The sequence below is a fragment of the Marinobacter sp. AN1 genome, assembly GCF_026013985.1.
In the GTDB taxonomy this organism is placed as follows: Bacteria; Pseudomonadota; Gammaproteobacteria; order Pseudomonadales; family Oleiphilaceae; genus Marinobacter; species Marinobacter segnicrescens.
The window spans coordinates 625,222-641,311 of record NZ_CP110342.1 but is presented as its reverse complement, the minus strand read 5'-3'; the positions used below and the strand labels follow the sequence as shown (position 1 = coordinate 641,311).

At 55.7% G+C, this 16,090-nt stretch carries 14 protein-coding genes; 5 read left to right on the top strand and 9 right to left on the bottom strand.

The features are described 5' to 3' along the window. Positions 1-86 precede the first annotated feature (86 nt). The 3 genes from LJ360_RS02795 to LJ360_RS02785 are packed head-to-tail and all read right to left on the bottom strand — an operon-like array spanning position 87 to position 3,001. Complete coding sequence (locus LJ360_RS02795; protein ID WP_199451733.1) at positions 87-2,441, bottom strand: heavy metal translocating P-type ATPase; 2,355 nt, start codon at positions 2,439-2,441, stop codon at positions 87-89. A 40-nt stretch (positions 2,442-2,481) separates the two neighbouring features. Next, entirely contained in the window at positions 2,482-2,754 is a 273-nt protein-coding gene (locus LJ360_RS02790) for a DUF5676 family membrane protein (protein WP_091854502.1), read from the bottom strand. Between the two features lie 13 nt (positions 2,755-2,767). After that, positions 2,768-3,001: a DUF2933 domain-containing protein gene (locus tag LJ360_RS02785; protein WP_228285436.1), complete on the bottom strand. Its 234-nt coding sequence runs from the start codon at positions 2,999-3,001 to the stop codon at positions 2,768-2,770. 185 nt (positions 3,002-3,186) lie between these two features. On the opposite strand from LJ360_RS02785, the gene LJ360_RS02780 reads away from it, so the two are divergent. Next, positions 3,187-4,227, top strand: coding sequence for an SAM-dependent methyltransferase (locus LJ360_RS02780; protein WP_264995193.1), 1,041 nt, complete (start codon positions 3,187-3,189; stop codon positions 4,225-4,227). Between the two features lie 200 nt (positions 4,228-4,427). On the opposite strand, the gene istB is transcribed toward LJ360_RS02780, so the two are convergent. After that, entirely contained in the window at positions 4,428-5,168 is a 741-nt protein-coding gene (gene istB / locus LJ360_RS02775) for an IS21-like element helper ATPase IstB (RefSeq protein WP_041336312.1), read from the bottom strand. Beyond that, on the bottom strand, positions 5,155-6,660 hold the full coding sequence (gene istA / locus LJ360_RS02770; protein WP_213480217.1) for an IS21 family transposase: 1,506 nt from the start codon (positions 6,658-6,660) through the stop codon (positions 5,155-5,157). The genes istB and istA overlap by 14 nt, the downstream gene beginning before the upstream one ends. A gap of 109 nt (positions 6,661-6,769) precedes the next feature. On the opposite strand from istA, the gene LJ360_RS19950 reads away from it, so the two are divergent. Continuing rightward, positions 6,770-7,153 (top strand): SPFH domain-containing protein, encoded by a 384-nt coding sequence (locus tag LJ360_RS19950; protein WP_413774391.1) that lies wholly within the window; start codon positions 6,770-6,772, stop codon positions 7,151-7,153. Between the two features lie 23 nt (positions 7,154-7,176). Then, positions 7,177-7,416 (top strand): hypothetical protein, encoded by a 240-nt coding sequence (locus LJ360_RS02765; protein WP_091855218.1) that lies wholly within the window; start codon positions 7,177-7,179, stop codon positions 7,414-7,416. A 112-nt stretch (positions 7,417-7,528) separates the two neighbouring features. Here the strand turns inward: LJ360_RS02765 and LJ360_RS02760 are convergent. After that, positions 7,529-8,691 (bottom strand): IS3 family transposase gene (locus LJ360_RS02760; protein ID WP_264995063.1). Its coding sequence is split into 2 segments (ribosomal slippage): positions 7,529-8,442 and positions 8,442-8,691, totalling 1,164 coding nucleotides; the frame shifts between segments, so codons are not numbered across the junction. Between the two features lie 138 nt (positions 8,692-8,829). Here LJ360_RS02760 and LJ360_RS02755 point away from each other — a divergent pair. Continuing rightward, positions 8,830-9,180 carry a hypothetical protein gene (locus tag LJ360_RS02755; RefSeq protein WP_264995192.1) on the top strand — a complete coding sequence of 117 codons (351 nt, stop codon included), beginning with the start codon at positions 8,830-8,832 and terminating at the stop codon, positions 9,178-9,180. A gap of 421 nt (positions 9,181-9,601) precedes the next feature. On the opposite strand, the gene LJ360_RS02750 is transcribed toward LJ360_RS02755, so the two are convergent. Then, entirely contained in the window at positions 9,602-9,799 is a 198-nt protein-coding gene (locus LJ360_RS02750) for a hypothetical protein (protein ID WP_091855216.1), read from the bottom strand. A 326-nt stretch (positions 9,800-10,125) separates the two neighbouring features. Continuing rightward, positions 10,126-11,427, bottom strand: a complete 1,302-nt coding sequence (locus LJ360_RS02745; RefSeq protein ID WP_264995191.1) for an alginate export family protein — start codon at positions 11,425-11,427, stop codon at positions 10,126-10,128. 895 nt (positions 11,428-12,322) lie between these two features. Here LJ360_RS02745 and LJ360_RS02740 point away from each other — a divergent pair. Further along, entirely contained in the window at positions 12,323-14,464 is a 2,142-nt protein-coding gene (locus tag LJ360_RS02740; RefSeq protein WP_199451734.1) for a TonB-dependent receptor family protein, read from the top strand. 410 nt (positions 14,465-14,874) lie between these two features. On the opposite strand, the gene LJ360_RS02735 is transcribed toward LJ360_RS02740, so the two are convergent. Continuing rightward, a complete protein-coding gene (locus tag LJ360_RS02735) occupies positions 14,875-15,960 on the bottom strand; it encodes an OprO/OprP family phosphate-selective porin (protein WP_264995190.1) in 1,086 nt (361 codons plus the stop codon). Positions 15,961-16,090: the final 130 nt, after the last annotated feature.

The following is a 16,090-nucleotide window of genomic DNA, read 5'->3' as shown; positions in this document are numbered from 1 at the left end:
CTGAAAAACCCCAACAAAAGATGCAAAAAGAGTCGCTCAATAGCGTGGGCTTGATGAACATCAATTTTCCAATTGGAAGTGTTCGTCTACCCTAAGCCGTCCAGTCGGGTTCGCTTTAGCAGGAGTGCATTTACCGCAACAAGAGCGGAGCTTCCAGACATTGCGAGCGCCGCTACTTCTGGGCTTATCACCAACGGATAGAACACGCCTGCCGCCGCGGGAAAGGCGATGACGTTATAGCCCACCGCCCAGAACAGGTTCTGGTGCATCTTGCGCAGGGTAGCGCGCGACAGCTCGATGGCTCCCAGCACATCGTAGGGGTCGCTCTTCATCAGCACCACGTCAGCGCTCTCAATGGCCACATCAGTGCCGGCACCGATGGCGAAACCCACCTCCGCCTGGGTCAGTGCCGGGGCGTCATTGACACCGTCGCCCACCATGCCAACCTTCTTGCCCTGAGCCTGGAGCTCCTTGATCTTGTCTGCTTTCTGCCCCGGAAGGACATCGGCGATCACCATCTCAATGCCGAGTTCCCGGGCGATGCGCTCGGCGGTGGCCTGGTTGTCGCCGGTGAGCATCGCCACCTCCACCCCGCGTTCACGCATCTTTTTGACCATGGCAGTAGCGGTGGGGCGCGGCGCATCGGCAATGGCGATAAGGCCGACCAGCTTCCCGTCCTGGGCGACGTGCACCACGGTCTGGCCCGCACTCTGCAGACGCGCGGCCTCGTCCTTCAGGCTCGCCATGTCGACCTTCTCTTCGTCCATCAGCCGGCGGTTGCCGAGCAGCACGGTCTTGCCGCCAATCTCCGCCCGCGCGCCCTTGCCCTCGATGTTGGTGAAGCCGGTCAGCGGATCAAGCTGCAAGCCTTCGGCCTTACTTTGTATCGCCTGGGCCAGAGGATGGTCCGAGCCCTGCTCCACCGTCCCCGCCAGTGCGAGGACCGCCTCCTCGGTGCTGCCCGCCACCACGACCACCTCGACCACCTGCGGCTCGCCCATGGTCAGGGTGCCGGTCTTGTCGAAGACCACAATATCCAGCCGGGTGGCATCCTCAAGTGCAGAGGCATTCTTGAACAAGATGCCGTTCCTGGCACCGAGGCCGGTGCCCACCATCACCGCCATGGGCGTTGCAAGGCCCAGGGCGTCCGGGCAGGCGATCACGAACACGGTGATAGTCAGGGTCACGGCAAGCAGCAGGCTTTGGCCAATCCACCAGAACCAGACGGCGAAGGTGAGCAGGCCGATTACGATGGCAATCACCACCAGCCACTGTGACGCTTTGTCCGCCAGCAGCTGCGCCGGGGCCTTGGAGTTCTGCGCCTCCTGCACCAGCTTGACGATCTGCGCTAACGCGGTGTCGGAACCTACCTTGGTGGCGCGATACCTGAAGCTGCCGCTCTTGTTAATGGTGGCCCCGATCACCTTATCGCCGGGCTTTTTTTCCACCGGCATGGACTCGCCAGTGAGCATGGACTCATCCACCAGGGACTCGCCCTCCAAGACCTCACCGTCCACCGGAATCTTATTGCCGGGGCGGATCACGACGATGTCGTCCTTCAGAACCTCAGCGGTGGGTACCTCCCGTTCCTGGCCATCACGCAACACAGTGGCCTTGGGCGGCGCGAGATCCATCAGCGAGCGGATGGCGTCCGAGGCACCGGCACGGGCGCGCATCTCCAGCCAATGGCCGAGCAGGATGAACACCAGCAGCACCGCCACCGCCTCGAAAAACTGCACCCCCGGGAAAAAGAGCGTGGAACCGACGCTGAACAGGTAGCCAGTACCCACCGAGAGAACGACCAGCACAGCCATGTTGAGCACGCCGTTTTTCAGCGCGCGCCAGGCGGCAACAAAGAACGGCCAGCTTGGCCAGAGCACCGCGATGCTTGCCAGTAATAGCAACCACAGGTCTAGCCGCAGCCCGAAGGGCGGTGCTGGCGGTTCGAACAGCCCACCCATGGGCGAATAAATGAAAATCGGGAGGCTGAAGATCAGGCAGACCCAGAAACGGTTGCGCATGTCGCGCACCATTGCCTGCATGTCCATGCTGCCGCCGTGGCCCATCTCGTGAGCCATCTCGTCCTTTGCGCCAGTATGTTCGCCGTGTTCAGCAGGATGCGCGGTATCGTCGTGGCCGGTGTGGGAGGCATGGCCATCGTGGACGGGCGTGGACACAGCCCCGGCTTCGGTCGGCGGGTCCCCCGGGTCGCAAACGTGCCTGGGCAACTGTTCTCCGGAACAGTGATAGCCGCACTCGTGTATCCGGGCCTTGATAGCCTCAAGGTCCACCGTCGCCTCATCATAGGTGACGGTCGCGCTGCCGGCCACATAGTTGACCTCGGCCTTCTTGACGCCGGGCAATCTCAATAGCTGTTTCTCTACGCCCCGGGCACTCAGTGCCGATAGCAAGCCGCGGATCTCCACAACGGTATTTTTCATTCCTTGTTTCCCTTTCCTTATTTGCAGACCGGAGCTTTCGTCAGCCCGACGCGCGCCCGACACCGAGATGGCGATGAAGCCAATTGAAGATCGGGCAGAACACCAGCCCGACATAAGCGCCATATAGAAAACTCTCAATCAATCCGAGCAGAAATCCCCACCAGGTCAGCCACTTGAACGCCGGCAGCACCTGCTCGAGAAACGTGTGCATGTGCAGGCTTTGCGGCGTCACCAGTCCATAGATCACGCAAACGATGAAGGTGACCGCCGCAAAGAGGCCCAACGCCCAGGTAACCAGTCTTGTGTCAAGCATGTTCCGTCCTCCGTTAATGCCGATGGCCAGAACGCCTGTCCGGGTCGTTTCCCGACTTGTCCCGCGCACTATGTCCACCATGCCCGCCCCCGCCGTGACCACCATGTCCTCCGTGACCGAACATATGCATGCCCACGAAAACGATGCCAATAAGCACCGAGAACCAGTTTTCCGCCAACCATTCCATAAAGACCTCTCCAGTCTGCTGCTGTACCAGCTGCCTTTGCATTACTTCAGGCCCGGGCATGGCATTTCCTGACGCAAGTCAACCACATCTGCCTGAATTCAAACTGAATTACCGGACCGAAACAGAGCACACCTTGATCTCGATCAAATTAGAAACAATGTCCTAAAATTGATGACGCATGCACTTGCCGGTTACTGAATTTACTGGACACATGTTTTCTAGGAACACTCTGAGGAGAGAAAGGCATGAGCAACGAATCTTTCTCGGCAAGCATGCACCTTGAGCCTCAAAAAAGGCCTGCGGGGAAAAGCAGCATCATTCAGCTCAATCTTTTTCGAAAGGCGCTGAGATCTCTTCAGTTCGGCTCGTTATCACTTACATGGCCAGATGGAGAAAAGACGTGCCATGAAGGGAAGCAAGACGGTGTACATGCAGAAATGACAATCCTGCAGTGGCATGTCATTGATCGTCTGATCACCCACGGTGATGTGGGACTGGGAGAAGACTACATGGCAGGCAAATGGTCCACGCCCAATTTGCTTGCCCTAATGCGCCTTGTCACGGTGAACATAGTCGTTTTTGACCGCGCTTTACGCTCCAGCGCGGGGCTCCGGTTATGGCATTGGTGCAAACATCGGTTGTTTTCCAATACGGTTAAGCGCAGCCGCGAAAACGTCCATGAGCACTACGACTTAGGCAACGATTTTTATCAGCTCTGGCTGGATAAGAGCATGACCTACTCCTGCGCCCTGTTTGGTGGCAACGAGTCCCTCTCGCTTTACGAGGCACAGCAAGCGAAATATGAGCGGATCCTTCAGCGACTGGCACCGGAACGGGGAAGCCGCATCCTGGAAATAGGCTGTGGCTGGGGCGGTTTTATGGAAGTGGCAACTGCACACGGGTGCCATGTAACCGGGGCAACCTTGTCCAGCGAACAGGCGGATTGTGCCCGCCAACGACTCCGGTCCGCCGGACTGGAGGGAAATACCGAGGTGCGTTTACAGGACTACCGGGAACTGTCGGGTCCGTTTGATTTCGTGGTATCAATCGGGATGTTTGAACACGTGGGCGAGACCTATTGGCCCACTTACATGAAGGATGTACACGATTATCTGAGACCCGGCGGCAAGGCACTGATACAAACCATTACCATTGCCGAGGAGCGATTTGAGCGGTATCGCTCCGGCAACGACTTTTTGCGGGCACCCACCAACCTGATTATTCCACCACATCAATATCTTGATAACAATGTGTTGGAGATAGGCACCGATGCCACAACCGGTTAACGCGTGTCCGTCGATTGCAGGAATCATTAATCGATAAAAGGAAACAACCATGAACGATCGATTCCGCCCCTCCTTGTCGGATATACCGGTTTCACCACGTCAGATCACTCTGTATATAGGCATTGCGGTTGCGGGACGATGTCAATGGCCATTTATTTTGACCCACCTTTGGCCAATAAAATTGACCCACCTTTCATAGTCTAGCTTGTTGTCTTCTGCTTTAGCCGATAGCTTTCTCCTCCCAGCATAAAGATGTGTGAATGGTGGATGACGCGGTCAATGATCGGCACCGCCACGTTGTCGTCGTGGAAGAACTCGCCCCAGCTGGTGAAGTCCTTGTTGGTGGTCAGGATGATGGACCGGTATTCGTACAGGCTGTTGATCAGCTGGAACAGGTTGTACCGGGCCTGCCGGGTCATGGGCAGGTAACCCAGTTCATCAATGATCAGCAGGTCGTATTTGGCCAAGGCGCTGACCCGCTTTTTCAGCTCACCTTTCATCTCGGCCAGTTCCAGTTCTTCCACCAGATCCAGGGCGTTGCGGAACAGCACCCGGTAGCCGGCCTCCACGGCTTTGTAGCCAATGCCGATGGCCAGGTGGGTCTTGCCTACACCGGGCGGGCCGATAAACACCAGGTTGTTCCGTTCGTCGATGAACTGGAAGTCCAGCAAGGCATTTACCTGACGTTTGGTAATGGTGGTCTGGTGCCGGTAATCGAAGCCCTCCAGGCGCTTCTCCGCTGGGAACGCAGCCATCTTCCGGTTCCGGCGGATGCGTTTGTCCTGGCGCTGAACCAGTTCGTGTTCAGCGAGCCGGTCCGCGAAGCCCAGGTAGGACATCTCGTTGGCTTCTGCCTCGGCCAGCAGGTTGATTAGTTCGTCGGCGGCTGCGCTCAGGCGCAGGCTGCGGTATCGGCTCACAGTTTGCTCAAGCTGGCTCATGGGTCACCCCCTGGCCACTGGAGTGGCCAATACGGCGATAAGCACTCAGGTCCAGCGCTTGCTGTGGTTCTGGCAGCGGTTCCGGCTGCCGTTCCCGCAGCGTAGCTGCCTGGGCTGCTTCCAGGTAACTTTGCAGCCGTGTGGCGGTCATGCCGGGGCGTTCTGCCAGCGTTGTGATCAACGCCAGATCCACAGGCGCATGGCGCTTGAGCAGGTCTCGGGCAGCCACCAACTGATCCTTGTAGATCTTGGGCTCGGAACGCTTGAGCTGTTGGCACAACCGATGCCCGATTTCATTGCCGACCAGGTCGTTGATCTTGCTCTCAAGGGTGGCCACCCGCTGGGCATGATCCCGGTAGTGATGGGTGTTCTTGAACACCTTTCCCTTGTCGGAACATAGAGCGTGACTGGCAATGACATCGCCCGTTTCCAGGTCGCTAATTTGGAGCTGACTGCCGGACTCCAGAACGCCCACCCGGGCCTGTTGCCAGGCCATGGGCACAGAGTACTTGTTGGCCTTCCAGGCGATCAGGCCGGTCTTGTCGGCTCGACGTGTCTCGTGGACCACCGGCTGCACGCAAGCTGGTGACAGGTAGGCCTCCAGGTGTTCTCGCTCATCCCGTTCGAAGCGTTCCCGGGGTGGTTCGCCGGTGGTGCCGTGAATGCGGATATTGGCTACGCTCTCAACCCAGTCCTGCACGTGCTGGCGCACGTGCTCCTGATCCCGGAAGACCTCACCGTAAAGGCAATCCTGCTTGACGTACTTCACGCCAGCTTCCACCTTGCCCTTGCTCTCCGGGTCATAACCTTCGCAGGCATGGATCCGGAACCCGGCCGTGGTGGCATACTCGTGGAACCGTTGGTTGAGGGTCAGCTCCCGGTACTGTTCGTTGATGACCACCAGCTTGGTCTGATCGTAGACGCATTCCTCCGGCAGGCCACCGAAGTAACGCAGGGCTTCGTTATGGAGTTGGATAAAGGTCTGGGTATCCAGTGGGCGGAAGGCCAGACCCACGTACATCAACCGCGAGTACGACAGCACGAACACCACGAAGTGCAGCGTGCGCTCTTCGCCACCAATCAGCACGCCGCGCAACTCACCCGGGTCCACCTGACACTGAACACCCGGCACATCGTCCAGAATGGGTTCGTAATAGCGCATCTGGGCTGAGGCCACTTCCTCCTTGAGCGTTCGCACATAGCGGCGAATGGAACGATCCGAAGCTGGCAACTCACCAACCTTCGCTTGCAGCTTGCGGGCAATTTTGACGGCGCTGAGCTTGGGGAATTCTTTGAGAAGATGAATCAGATAATCCCGGTGATCATCGAGGCGCTTGGTGCGTGAGGGATCTTCTATCTGTTCCGAAATCGCGTTCTCATCCATCCGCAGATACTTGCGAACGGTATTGCGGGACAACCCCAGTTCCTGACTGATGGCGCGGATCGACAACCCTTTGCCGTTATCGTGCAGTGCCTTGATCTTGTGTATCACAACCCACTCCTTCACTGACATGCCCCCGGCCATCGATAAAAGCCGGGGACAGTAGCTGGTTCTGTGGCCTGACGGCCACTCGGAGGTGGGTCAAAATTAATGGCCAGTAGTGGGTCATTTTAATTGGCCATTAACAGACGATTACAGTGTTCGGTCGCGACTGGAAGATATTCTCGGTAGTGAAACCCGCAAAGCTGTTGCCAAACACGAATTGATAGAACTTGCACACACCAAGAAAGGCAGGGAGCCCGCCTTCGACCAGCCGCTCACAAAAGCGGTGATTGGCCAACCGCGGTCCGTCCGACGGGGGCGGCAGCTAATAGAAGCGGACATCTCTGCCGCGGCTTCGGCAAAGATGGCTAAATTTGGCATTGAATTGCCCGACATTCGTTTTAAGCGGATCAACTACAATGAAAGCGTTCGCCAGAATGATCAGCAAACGCCAGCAGATTGCCGAGCGATTCCGTTCCGAGGGTGCCGGCGAAGCCGCTAATTATCGGCGACAAGGAAAAGGATTTGCAGCGCATTGAGTCTGAAGCCTATCGGGAAGCTCAAACCATTCAGGGGGTGGCGGACGCGAAAGCCACGGAAATTTACGCAGCGGCGTATAACCAGTCGGAAATATCCCGTGATCTGTATGACTTTGTCAAAACCCTGGAGACCTATAACCGGGTGATCGACTCTTCCACCACGCTGGCATTAACCACTGAAAGCGAGCTACACCAACTGTTGAATGGTATAGGCCAAAACCCCTGAGGAGGGCTTGATGAACAAGCTGGCGTCCACGATTCGTTGCCCCGTGTGTGATATGAAAAAAATCAATCGCTCGCTACTATGGAATTACCAGGGTATGTAGTGGTCAAGTGTTTTAGGCCACCGTCTTTTGAGTTTTCCAGTAGGCCTTCTCTGCCACATTCGGCGGCAATCCACCGTTGTGTTTGTGCGGTCTCAGTGCGCTGTAATATCCGATCATATAGTCCGTGACCGATTGCTTCGCCGAGGCAAAGCATGGATATCCGATTTCCGGCACCCATTCTGTTTTCAGACTCCGGAAGAAGCGCTCTGTCGGGGCGTTATCCCAGCAATTCCCTCGTCGGCTGAGGCTTTGTCTCATTTGATAACTCCAGAGCAGCTGCCGGAACCTCAGGCTGGTGTATTGGCACCCCTGATCCGAATGGAACAAGACTCCTGATGGCTTCCCACGGGATTCATACGCAATCGTCAGAGCCTTCTTCACCAGGTCCGTATTCGGCGACAGGGATATGGCCCACCCCACCGGTTTACGGGAGAACAGATCGATCACAACAGCCAGATAAGCCCAGCGCGCACCAGTCCACAGATAGGTTATGTCTCCAGTCCATACTTGATTGGGCCCCTCTACGTCGAACTCCCTGTCAAGAAGATTCGGAATATCCAGGTGCGGCTGATCGGCCTTCTTGTAAACGTGGCTTGGCGGCTGCGTACTGACCAGTCCCAGCTGCTTCATCCGTCGGCTGGCACGGTAACGGCTCAGCGGTATTCCGGCCTGTGTCACCATGCTGGCAATCGTCCGTGCCCCGGCTGAACCATTGCTGGTCTCGTGGGCCTCAATAACCTGCTCCTGGAGCGCTTGCTCAGCGTCACAGGGCGTTCTATCCCGGTCACGCCATGCCCGGTAGCTGCTGCGATGCACCCCAAACACCTGACACAGGCGCTGCACCGCATAGCTCTCTTCAAGTCGCTCGATTATCGAGAATTGCTCAGGGAGTCCGACATCAAGAGAGCGGTAGCCTTTTTTAAGATTTCCTTTTCTTCCTCCGACCGACGAAGGCGGCGCTTCAGTTCCTGAATCTCACGCTGCTCTGTGGTCAGGGCCTCGCCTCTGGGTGCTTTGCCTGCCCGTTCGGAACGAAGTTTACGGACCCAATACTCCATGGTGGATTTACCGACACCCATGGCATCGCAGGCAGCTTTCACCGTGTATCCTTGGTCGACCACCAACTGGGCAGCCTCCAAACGGAATTCCGGACTGAAGTTTCTAGTTTTCGCCATCGTCTTCACCTGATTCATTATGTGAGTGATCATACACTCAAAATCAGGTGGCCAGATTCACTATGCCACTACAGTATAAACCACTATTTCTGTTCGCGTCAGTGCCTAGAGCGATTTAAATCCCGCCCGCATCTGTTTGTGGGCGATCCTCAACACGGATTGTCGCCCAAGCAGAAAAATCAAGTGATTCTAAAAAAACGCCGCATGCGACTCCGCGAAATAATCAGCGATGACCTCAAGGCTGATTTGAAAACATCACTGCAGTCGCTGATGGGTATTGATGCAGTGGACTTCACGGATCAGGAGCTGTATGTGACTTACGATCTGCTGCAGGCTTCCCTGGAAGATATCGAAAAAACCATCGAACAGGCGGCAGCCCGGCTGTCAAAAGGTATGGCGGAACAGGTAAAACGCGGGCTGATTCATTACAGCGAGGAGTGTGAGCTCGACAATCTCGCACACCTGACCAAAAACAGTGACTGTCATTGAGCAAGAAAGCATGGGAAAAGGCATCAACTACACTTAGTCTACCTTTTTGCGGCGCGGTGTGGGGGGGCGTTGCTGTTTCAGAGCTTCTGGGCATAACCGTCATCTACAGGGAACTGAGCCACAGCGAGTTCAAACGCTGCCTGAAGCAGGGTTGGTTAAAAGATCTGATGGTTGGTGGGTAAACCACTCGCGACAGCTTAAAGGAACCTTTTGAAAGCAAAAACAATTTTGTCACCCCGAGGGTCTATATCGATCTGGCGGAAGAGCTTGCTCCCTATGACGTGGATTATAAAGGCGTCATCTCCTATGGGCCTCTCGCCACGTTGATCGGCTGGGTCGCACAGGCGGTATTAACGTCATGCGAGTGGAGCTAAGGCGAAAGAAGGCGGCTTGAAGATCAGGGATCTATGTTAACGAGCGTTCACTTATAAGTGACACCGTGTCGGTCAAATATTTCATAGACTTCTCTTGCTTCCTCCGCCGGCAACATCACCCGGATCGTCTGCTCATCCTTATCAATATAGATCAGATCCTGTGGAATTTCGCTGCCAATAAGGTCGTCTCGCGTATTGTGTGCCTGATCCATGTTCTCGAACTTACCATTAATAGCTTTACCCATCTTGTTTCTCCTTGTTGTTTAGCTTCTGCATAAAGCATAGATAACACATCAATTTCTGTAAATTTATGACATTGCCACGGACCGAGCGCCGTCCTTGAAACCATTCGCGGAGGGCTTAAGACCCGTAAGTCGCGGATGATCGCCGGCCAGCCACACGCCTGCGTAACAGAGCTGACCGCGATTCGTGTTGTGTGCGGAAAACTTCCTGAGGCCTCCTCGACCGCACCGTTAGCCAGTGGCCCTTGCCATTCGGATTATCTTCCCCTCGGTCGGGGTGACTCCGCTTTCTTTCAGGCGGATGTCTGATTAACGCAACAGTGAGAAAGTCAGAACTTGACCTGTCCCCACAACCAGGCCTTGTCCGTATCCACACCGCGACCATCCTCGGCATAGCTGGCGAACTTGGCACCCACCGTGTAATGTTTGTTGACTGGGTAGGCAGCCAGCAGCCCCAGCTCAGAGCCATAGCTCAAGCTATTGATGTCACTGCTGTAGTCATGAAATATGGCCAGCAACTTGACTCCCTTTACTGCGGCACCCGCCGATACGTAAAGATCCTGCAGGCCATCGTCCGGGGTGACCAAGAACTGGTCGGCCCAACCGTTCATTGCGTGAAGCGTAGCCAGAGGAGTCTGAAATGATCGGCCGTCGTCCGACTCCAGGGTTTCCATGCCCACCTTGACCGTAACGCCATACGCGGCGAGGCCCGCTTCCGCCAGCCAATAGGCGGCCTCAAAGCTTTGCGGGTTGTCTGCATAGTCCTTCTGGATTGCGTACTCCAGAGTGTACAGGACTTTGGCGTCTTCCGTTACATCGGTGCCACCAGTGAATCGCAAGCCAAAATTCTGGGTTGAGTTGACGTCTGCGGTGGTAAAGTCGAACAGATATCCGTAGGCGGTAAGGGTTCCGGCGGCCAACCCCTGATACTGAACATTAAGAATCGGCGACTGCATGGGGAAATTGCCATTCGGGCTGGCGTCCGAGAATATCCGGTTAGCATTGTAAAGATAGCCCGCTGTAATCGTCGTGTCTGGAAGCGACTCGTTGGCGCCGATAAAGGCATCGAAGGTCTGCTCATTCTGGCGCCAGCCAACTGTGCCTATAAACCGGTGATTGTCCAGAGCAAAGCGCTGACGACCATAGGTCAGTGTGGTATCCGGAAGGCCTTTGTAACGTACGTAAATTTGGTTGACTTCGGTTTCCGTCGGATCAGCGACCACTGAGTGATCGGTTGTATCATTAATGGTGCTATTGTAGTTCTCATTCCCCACAGCGGTAACATCTTCCGCCTCGGCAAACACCTCAAACCCCTGGAAATCACCAGTCCGGTACCCCAGTCGGGTTCGAACGGTGGAAGCATGGGCTTGATCGAGAGGGTTGTCCTGATCCACAAATTCGTAACGGTAGCGAACTTCAAGCGAAACCGCTCCCCCGGTCAAGGCGTCGGTAAGGGTCTGGGACAGGACAGGCGTCGCGGAAGAGGCCAGAAGTGAACCAATGGCCAAGGCCAGCAACGACTTCTGGTTTCTTTGGCCTTTCCTGGCAGTGAGCGGCGTTAGCATCGTTTTCATCCTAGTGGTACCTTCTGTGGCCGTATAAGGGGTGAGTGGAGTCAATGTTTCATTCATGAGTCGATAATTCAGTTTAGGGCGCCTATGTCCGCGGCAACCTTGATATCGGTCAGATTGAGCCTGACTCGCAAGGGGTACCTCCAAAAGCTCACAGACAAAACGAGCAGGACAAGGTGCCATCACCTCATCCGTCTCACAGAGCCGTCCCTACGGGCCTCGTTTGCGGCTCATTCCATTGAGATACCTCTGGGCTTGAAGGACTGTGCGGCGCTTATTTCCTCAAATCCTAGAAAAAGCCACCAATGATCATTTGCAGATTTAACAGCTGCCCCATAGTCAGCCTGCCAAAGGCAATGAACCCCAAATGCGGATCGGAGAGGCGGAAAACTCGACAGAAAAACGAGAACTCCAGTAGACCAGCAGGAACAACCCAGACTCGGCTCCAGTTCGGCGAGGCTGCTTAGTAAACCAGCATAATGCGACAAACAATTTGACGCCTCTCAGAATCAACTTGATTTGACGCTGAAGGATGCCGTAGCTCTGACCCTATACACAGCCTAGAGTAAATCTCGTGACCCTCCCCGGCAGCCTCTAGTTTATAGAATTACCCGCACACCCTAGGCACTCACAGCATTCTCCAGGGCTGAGAAGGCCGGCGCGCTGGCCAGACCCTACTCTGCCTCAAGCGGTTTCACTCGGCGTCCGGCTTGAACACCGGGCCATGGCGCAGGGTGTTGACGTCATTAGCATCGGCATACCCGCAAGCTATCTGAACAATCCTCTCGGTCGATAAAGGAAAAGCGGGAGTTGACGGTTTTCAGCCTGTTGACACGTTTCGACCCATAAGAATTGGCTATTGACTTAATAGTTACAAAACCATAAAGTTTCGAAATGTAATGCTAATCATTATCACCTGTATCCGGCAAATTCAATGATAACGGAGAACAACCGTATGTTTAGACCTTCCCAACTATCACTGGCTGTGGCGATCAGCCTGGCCCCAGCCATGGGCTCTGCCGCTGGCGATGACCAGCCCCAGACCCTTGAAGCCCTGGAAATCATTGGCGATGCGTCTGCAGCCCAAACTCTGCCGGGGTCAGGCTATGTAGTTGGCGATCAGCAGTTGAAAACCGAGGTTGAGGCCGACATCAACCAGGTATTGAAAACCGTCCCGGGCGTGTATGTACGGGAAGAGGAAGGTCAGGGCCTGCGCCCTAACATTGGCATTCGCGGTGCCACCGCCGAGCGCAGCAGCAACGTCACACTGATGGAAGATGGCGTTCTGATCGCCCCGGCGCCCTACTCCAATCCGGCCGCCTATTATTTCCCGACGTTCAAGCGCATGTCCTCGCTGGAAGTACTCAAGGGTGCCCCGCTGCTGCGCTATGGTCCGCAAACCACCGGCGGCGTGATCAACCTGATTTCCACACCCATTCCCGACGAGCAGAAGGGCTACGTCGAAGCCGTCACCAACGAGCGCGGCTCCACCGACGTTCATGCAACCTATGGCGACACGAACGGTGACTGGGGTTACCTGTTTGAAACGGTCCAGCGCTCAGCGCAAGGCTTCAAGGACATTGACCGAAGTAACCGCAACAGTGGCTTCGACATCAGTGATTATGTCGGCAAGCTACGCTGGCAGGGTGATCGCCAGAGCGTGACCGCCAAGCTGCAGTATTCCGAGGAAACCTCCAACTCGACCTATGTCGGACTGACGGATGCGGACTTCAACCAGGACCCCAACCGGCGCTACGGGCTTTCCAGTCCCGACCAGATGGATAATACTCACTCCGGTGTCAGCCTGACTCATCAGTTCGAGTGGAGCGACAATGTAAGCAGCACCACAACCCTCTATCGCAACGACTTCAAACGCAATTGGTACAAGCTCAGTGGCGCCGGAAACATCATCGACCAGGCAAACGCCGGTGACGCCAATGCCCAGGGTATTCTCGACGGTACCGTTGACACCAGCGGCCTGAATTACAAGAACAACGCCAGAGAGTACGTCTCCCAGGGCGTGCAGACAAACTTCGATGTAAACATTGGCAACCACGAATTCGACTTCGGCGCCCGCGCCCACGAAGATGAAATGGATCGCTTCCAGCCGGTGGATGTGTACGACCAGGTCAATGGCTCCCTGGTGTTCCAGAACAGCGTGGCCCCAACGGGCAGCAACAACCGCTTCGAGACCGGCGAAGCCCTGAGCTTCTGGGCACTCGACAAATGGCAGGCGACGGACAAGCTCAGCATTAATCTGGCCCTGCGCTACGAAGATGTGCAGACCAGTCGCACCCAATACGCGGATCCCGGCCGCACAACCATCGACAGCACCCGCGCCAATGACAGCGCTGAACTCCTGCCCGGCGCTTCCTTTACCTACGACCTGACCCAAAGCTGGCAGGTTCTGGGCGGTGTGCACCGGGGTTTCTCCCCTCTCGGAGGTGGTGCCAGGGCAAACGAAGATCCGGAAACCAGCAAGAACTGGGAGGCCGGCCTCCGGTACTTTGGCAATGCGTTCTTCGCGGAAATGATCGGCTTCTACAGCGACTTCTCCAACAAGGCCGAAAACTGTTCCGTGGGCTCGCCGTGCAGCAATGGCGCCACCTCTGGCAGCTTTGTAACCGGCGAGGCTGAAATTTCCGGTGTTGAGTTCCAGCTCCAGACCGGCACCCGGGCAGGCGAGTTCTACCTTCCGGTCAGCCTTACCTACACCTTTACCCAGGCGGAAATCAGCAAGGACAATGCCGCTTCGGGCCTGAAAAAAGGCGAGCAGCTCAAGGACGTACCTGAAAACCAGATGAGCTTCCGGACAGGCATGGAACACCCGAGTGGCTGGGACAACTACCTTGTGGCCACCTACGTCGATGAGATGTGTGTCAGCGCGGGATGCAACAACACCGCCACGAAACTGGACGAGACCGAGTCCCTGTTCCTGGTCGATTTCATCAGCCGCTACGCACTGACCGCCAGTGCCGATGTCTTCCTGAAAGTGGACAACCTGTTCGATGAACAGCAAATTGTCTCACGTTTGCCCGATGGCGCCAGGCCAAACATGCCACGTACCGCTTCGCTGGGGATCAGCGTTAATTTCTGATCAACAACCCAAGGCCAACTGATCGGCGGCGAGTTCGCCTTTGCATTCCCTCTCTGTCATAGCCCCGGTTTCCAGCCGGGGTTTTCTGGCTATGAGAGACCTAACAACCTAATCCCGACAGACTGCCAGACGACTCCACGTGCGCGTCGGTGCGCCCCTTTTTCAGGAATTGATTATTGCCAGATAGCTATGTACCCAGAAACTTCAGATGAACTCTATTCAGAGCGGGGCAGACAAAAAAATGGGCAGATGAATATCTGCCCTAAAAACCTGAGTACTTCATTAACTCGCAAGAACTATATCAAGCTAAACTGAACTCTAACTGAATTTTCCGATTGTTTTTGATCGCAATGTTTCCCGTACCAGTGCCCTATCAAGTGGTGAGCTCAACCAAGCCCCCTCCCATGCGTTCAAAATGCATATTGCAACCTTGCACGCACTTCATCTCCACTAGTGCCATTGGCTTCTTCCCCATCCATATAGCTCACGCCAAGTCGGACATTACTGTTGGCGTAATAGTTGAGCCCCAGTGTCGTTTGCTCGCCGTCAGTTGTGGCCAGCCCCACATCACTGTATTTTCCGTCACCATCCTCAAAGCGGGCAACAACTTCCCAGGCCCCTTTGGGTGATGCCGGTTTTACCCGCTTGAACGCCCCAGCCTTGTAAGGACGGCTTTCGCCGGTGACAACCCAACCAAGCTGTACGTAATAACCATCAACATCTACCTGACCTTCCTCGGAATCGAAATATTCGGCCTGGGCATGGAAGGGCCCGGAAGCGCCGGCCAATTCCAGATTAAACGTATCGACCTCATCGGCCTGAACGTCGGCGTCACGCGTGGTATAGCCCGCGCCAAGATGAACAACAGCATTATTCGTTTGAACGGGTGCAAATGTGCCCCGCGCGGTTACTGCCGTGTTATTGAAGTCGTCGCTGCCATCGCCGTCTGCCTCGAAATAGCCGATACCGTAGGTCCAGTTGCTGCCCTTGCCGCTGAGCTGGATGCCACCGCTGCGACCGGGGGCATAACGCTCGGTCATGGCAGATCGCTCAAGCGCTGAGATGTCTTTTGAGCTCGTTAATTCTTCCAGGCCGAATGGCTCTTTCTGTTTACCGATAGTCACGGTTGCAGCTGAGCCAAATCCCATGTAACGAATGTACAGGTCTTCAGCAGTACCGCCGTCGGCGCCATCACTTTCAGCGACGTTGAACTGGGTCTTGTACGCCCAGTCGCCAAAGTGGCCCTTGGCGTAGAGGCGTGCCCGGCGCACATCGAAATCGGTAGTGTCAACACCGTTGTCGTCAGACTGCGTGGCGTCGTAATCCCACTGAATGCGCCCGCCGAGCTGAAAAGACGCAGAGTTATCCGACACTTTCACTTTGATACCGCTGTCGGTATCGATCACAAGGTCTTCGCCGCTGGTCGTAACGTTTCCGGCCTGTGCAGCAGAAGCGGCAGAAATCGCCAAAGCCAAGCCCAAATATTTCTTGCTCATGATCTGTCTCACCTTTTTCGGTTTGCTTGTGTGTGTTGAAGCGCTATTAAAGTCTATTTGGCAAAGATTACAGAATGGTTACAGAGAATGCATCAAAACAGGGCGCTGGTCCGGGCCGGTGACAGGTTCT

Coding starts and splice junctions, on each gene's coding strand:
- LJ360_RS02795 (WP_199451733.1), bottom strand. CDS start 2,441: ATGAAAAATACCGTTGTGGAGATCCGCGGCTTGCTATCGGCACTGAGT.
- LJ360_RS02790 (WP_091854502.1), bottom strand. CDS start 2,754: ATGCTTGACACAAGACTGGTTACCTGGGCGTTGGGCCTCTTTGCGGCG.
- LJ360_RS02785 (WP_228285436.1), bottom strand. CDS start 3,001: ATGCCCGGGCCTGAAGTAATGCAAAGGCAGCTGGTACAGCAGCAGACT.
- LJ360_RS02780 (WP_264995193.1), top strand. CDS start 3,187: ATGAGCAACGAATCTTTCTCGGCAAGCATGCACCTTGAGCCTCAAAAA.
- istB (WP_041336312.1), bottom strand. CDS start 5,168: ATGAGCCAGCTTGAGCAAACTGTGAGCCGATACCGCAGCCTGCGCCTG.
- LJ360_RS02750 (WP_091855216.1), bottom strand. CDS start 9,799: ATGGGTAAAGCTATTAATGGTAAGTTCGAGAACATGGATCAGGCACAC.
- LJ360_RS02745 (WP_264995191.1), bottom strand. CDS start 11,427: ATGAATGAAACATTGACTCCACTCACCCCTTATACGGCCACAGAAGGT.
- LJ360_RS02740 (WP_199451734.1), top strand. CDS start 12,323: ATGTTTAGACCTTCCCAACTATCACTGGCTGTGGCGATCAGCCTGGCC.
- LJ360_RS02735 (WP_264995190.1), bottom strand. CDS start 15,960: ATGAGCAAGAAATATTTGGGCTTGGCTTTGGCGATTTCTGCCGCTTCT.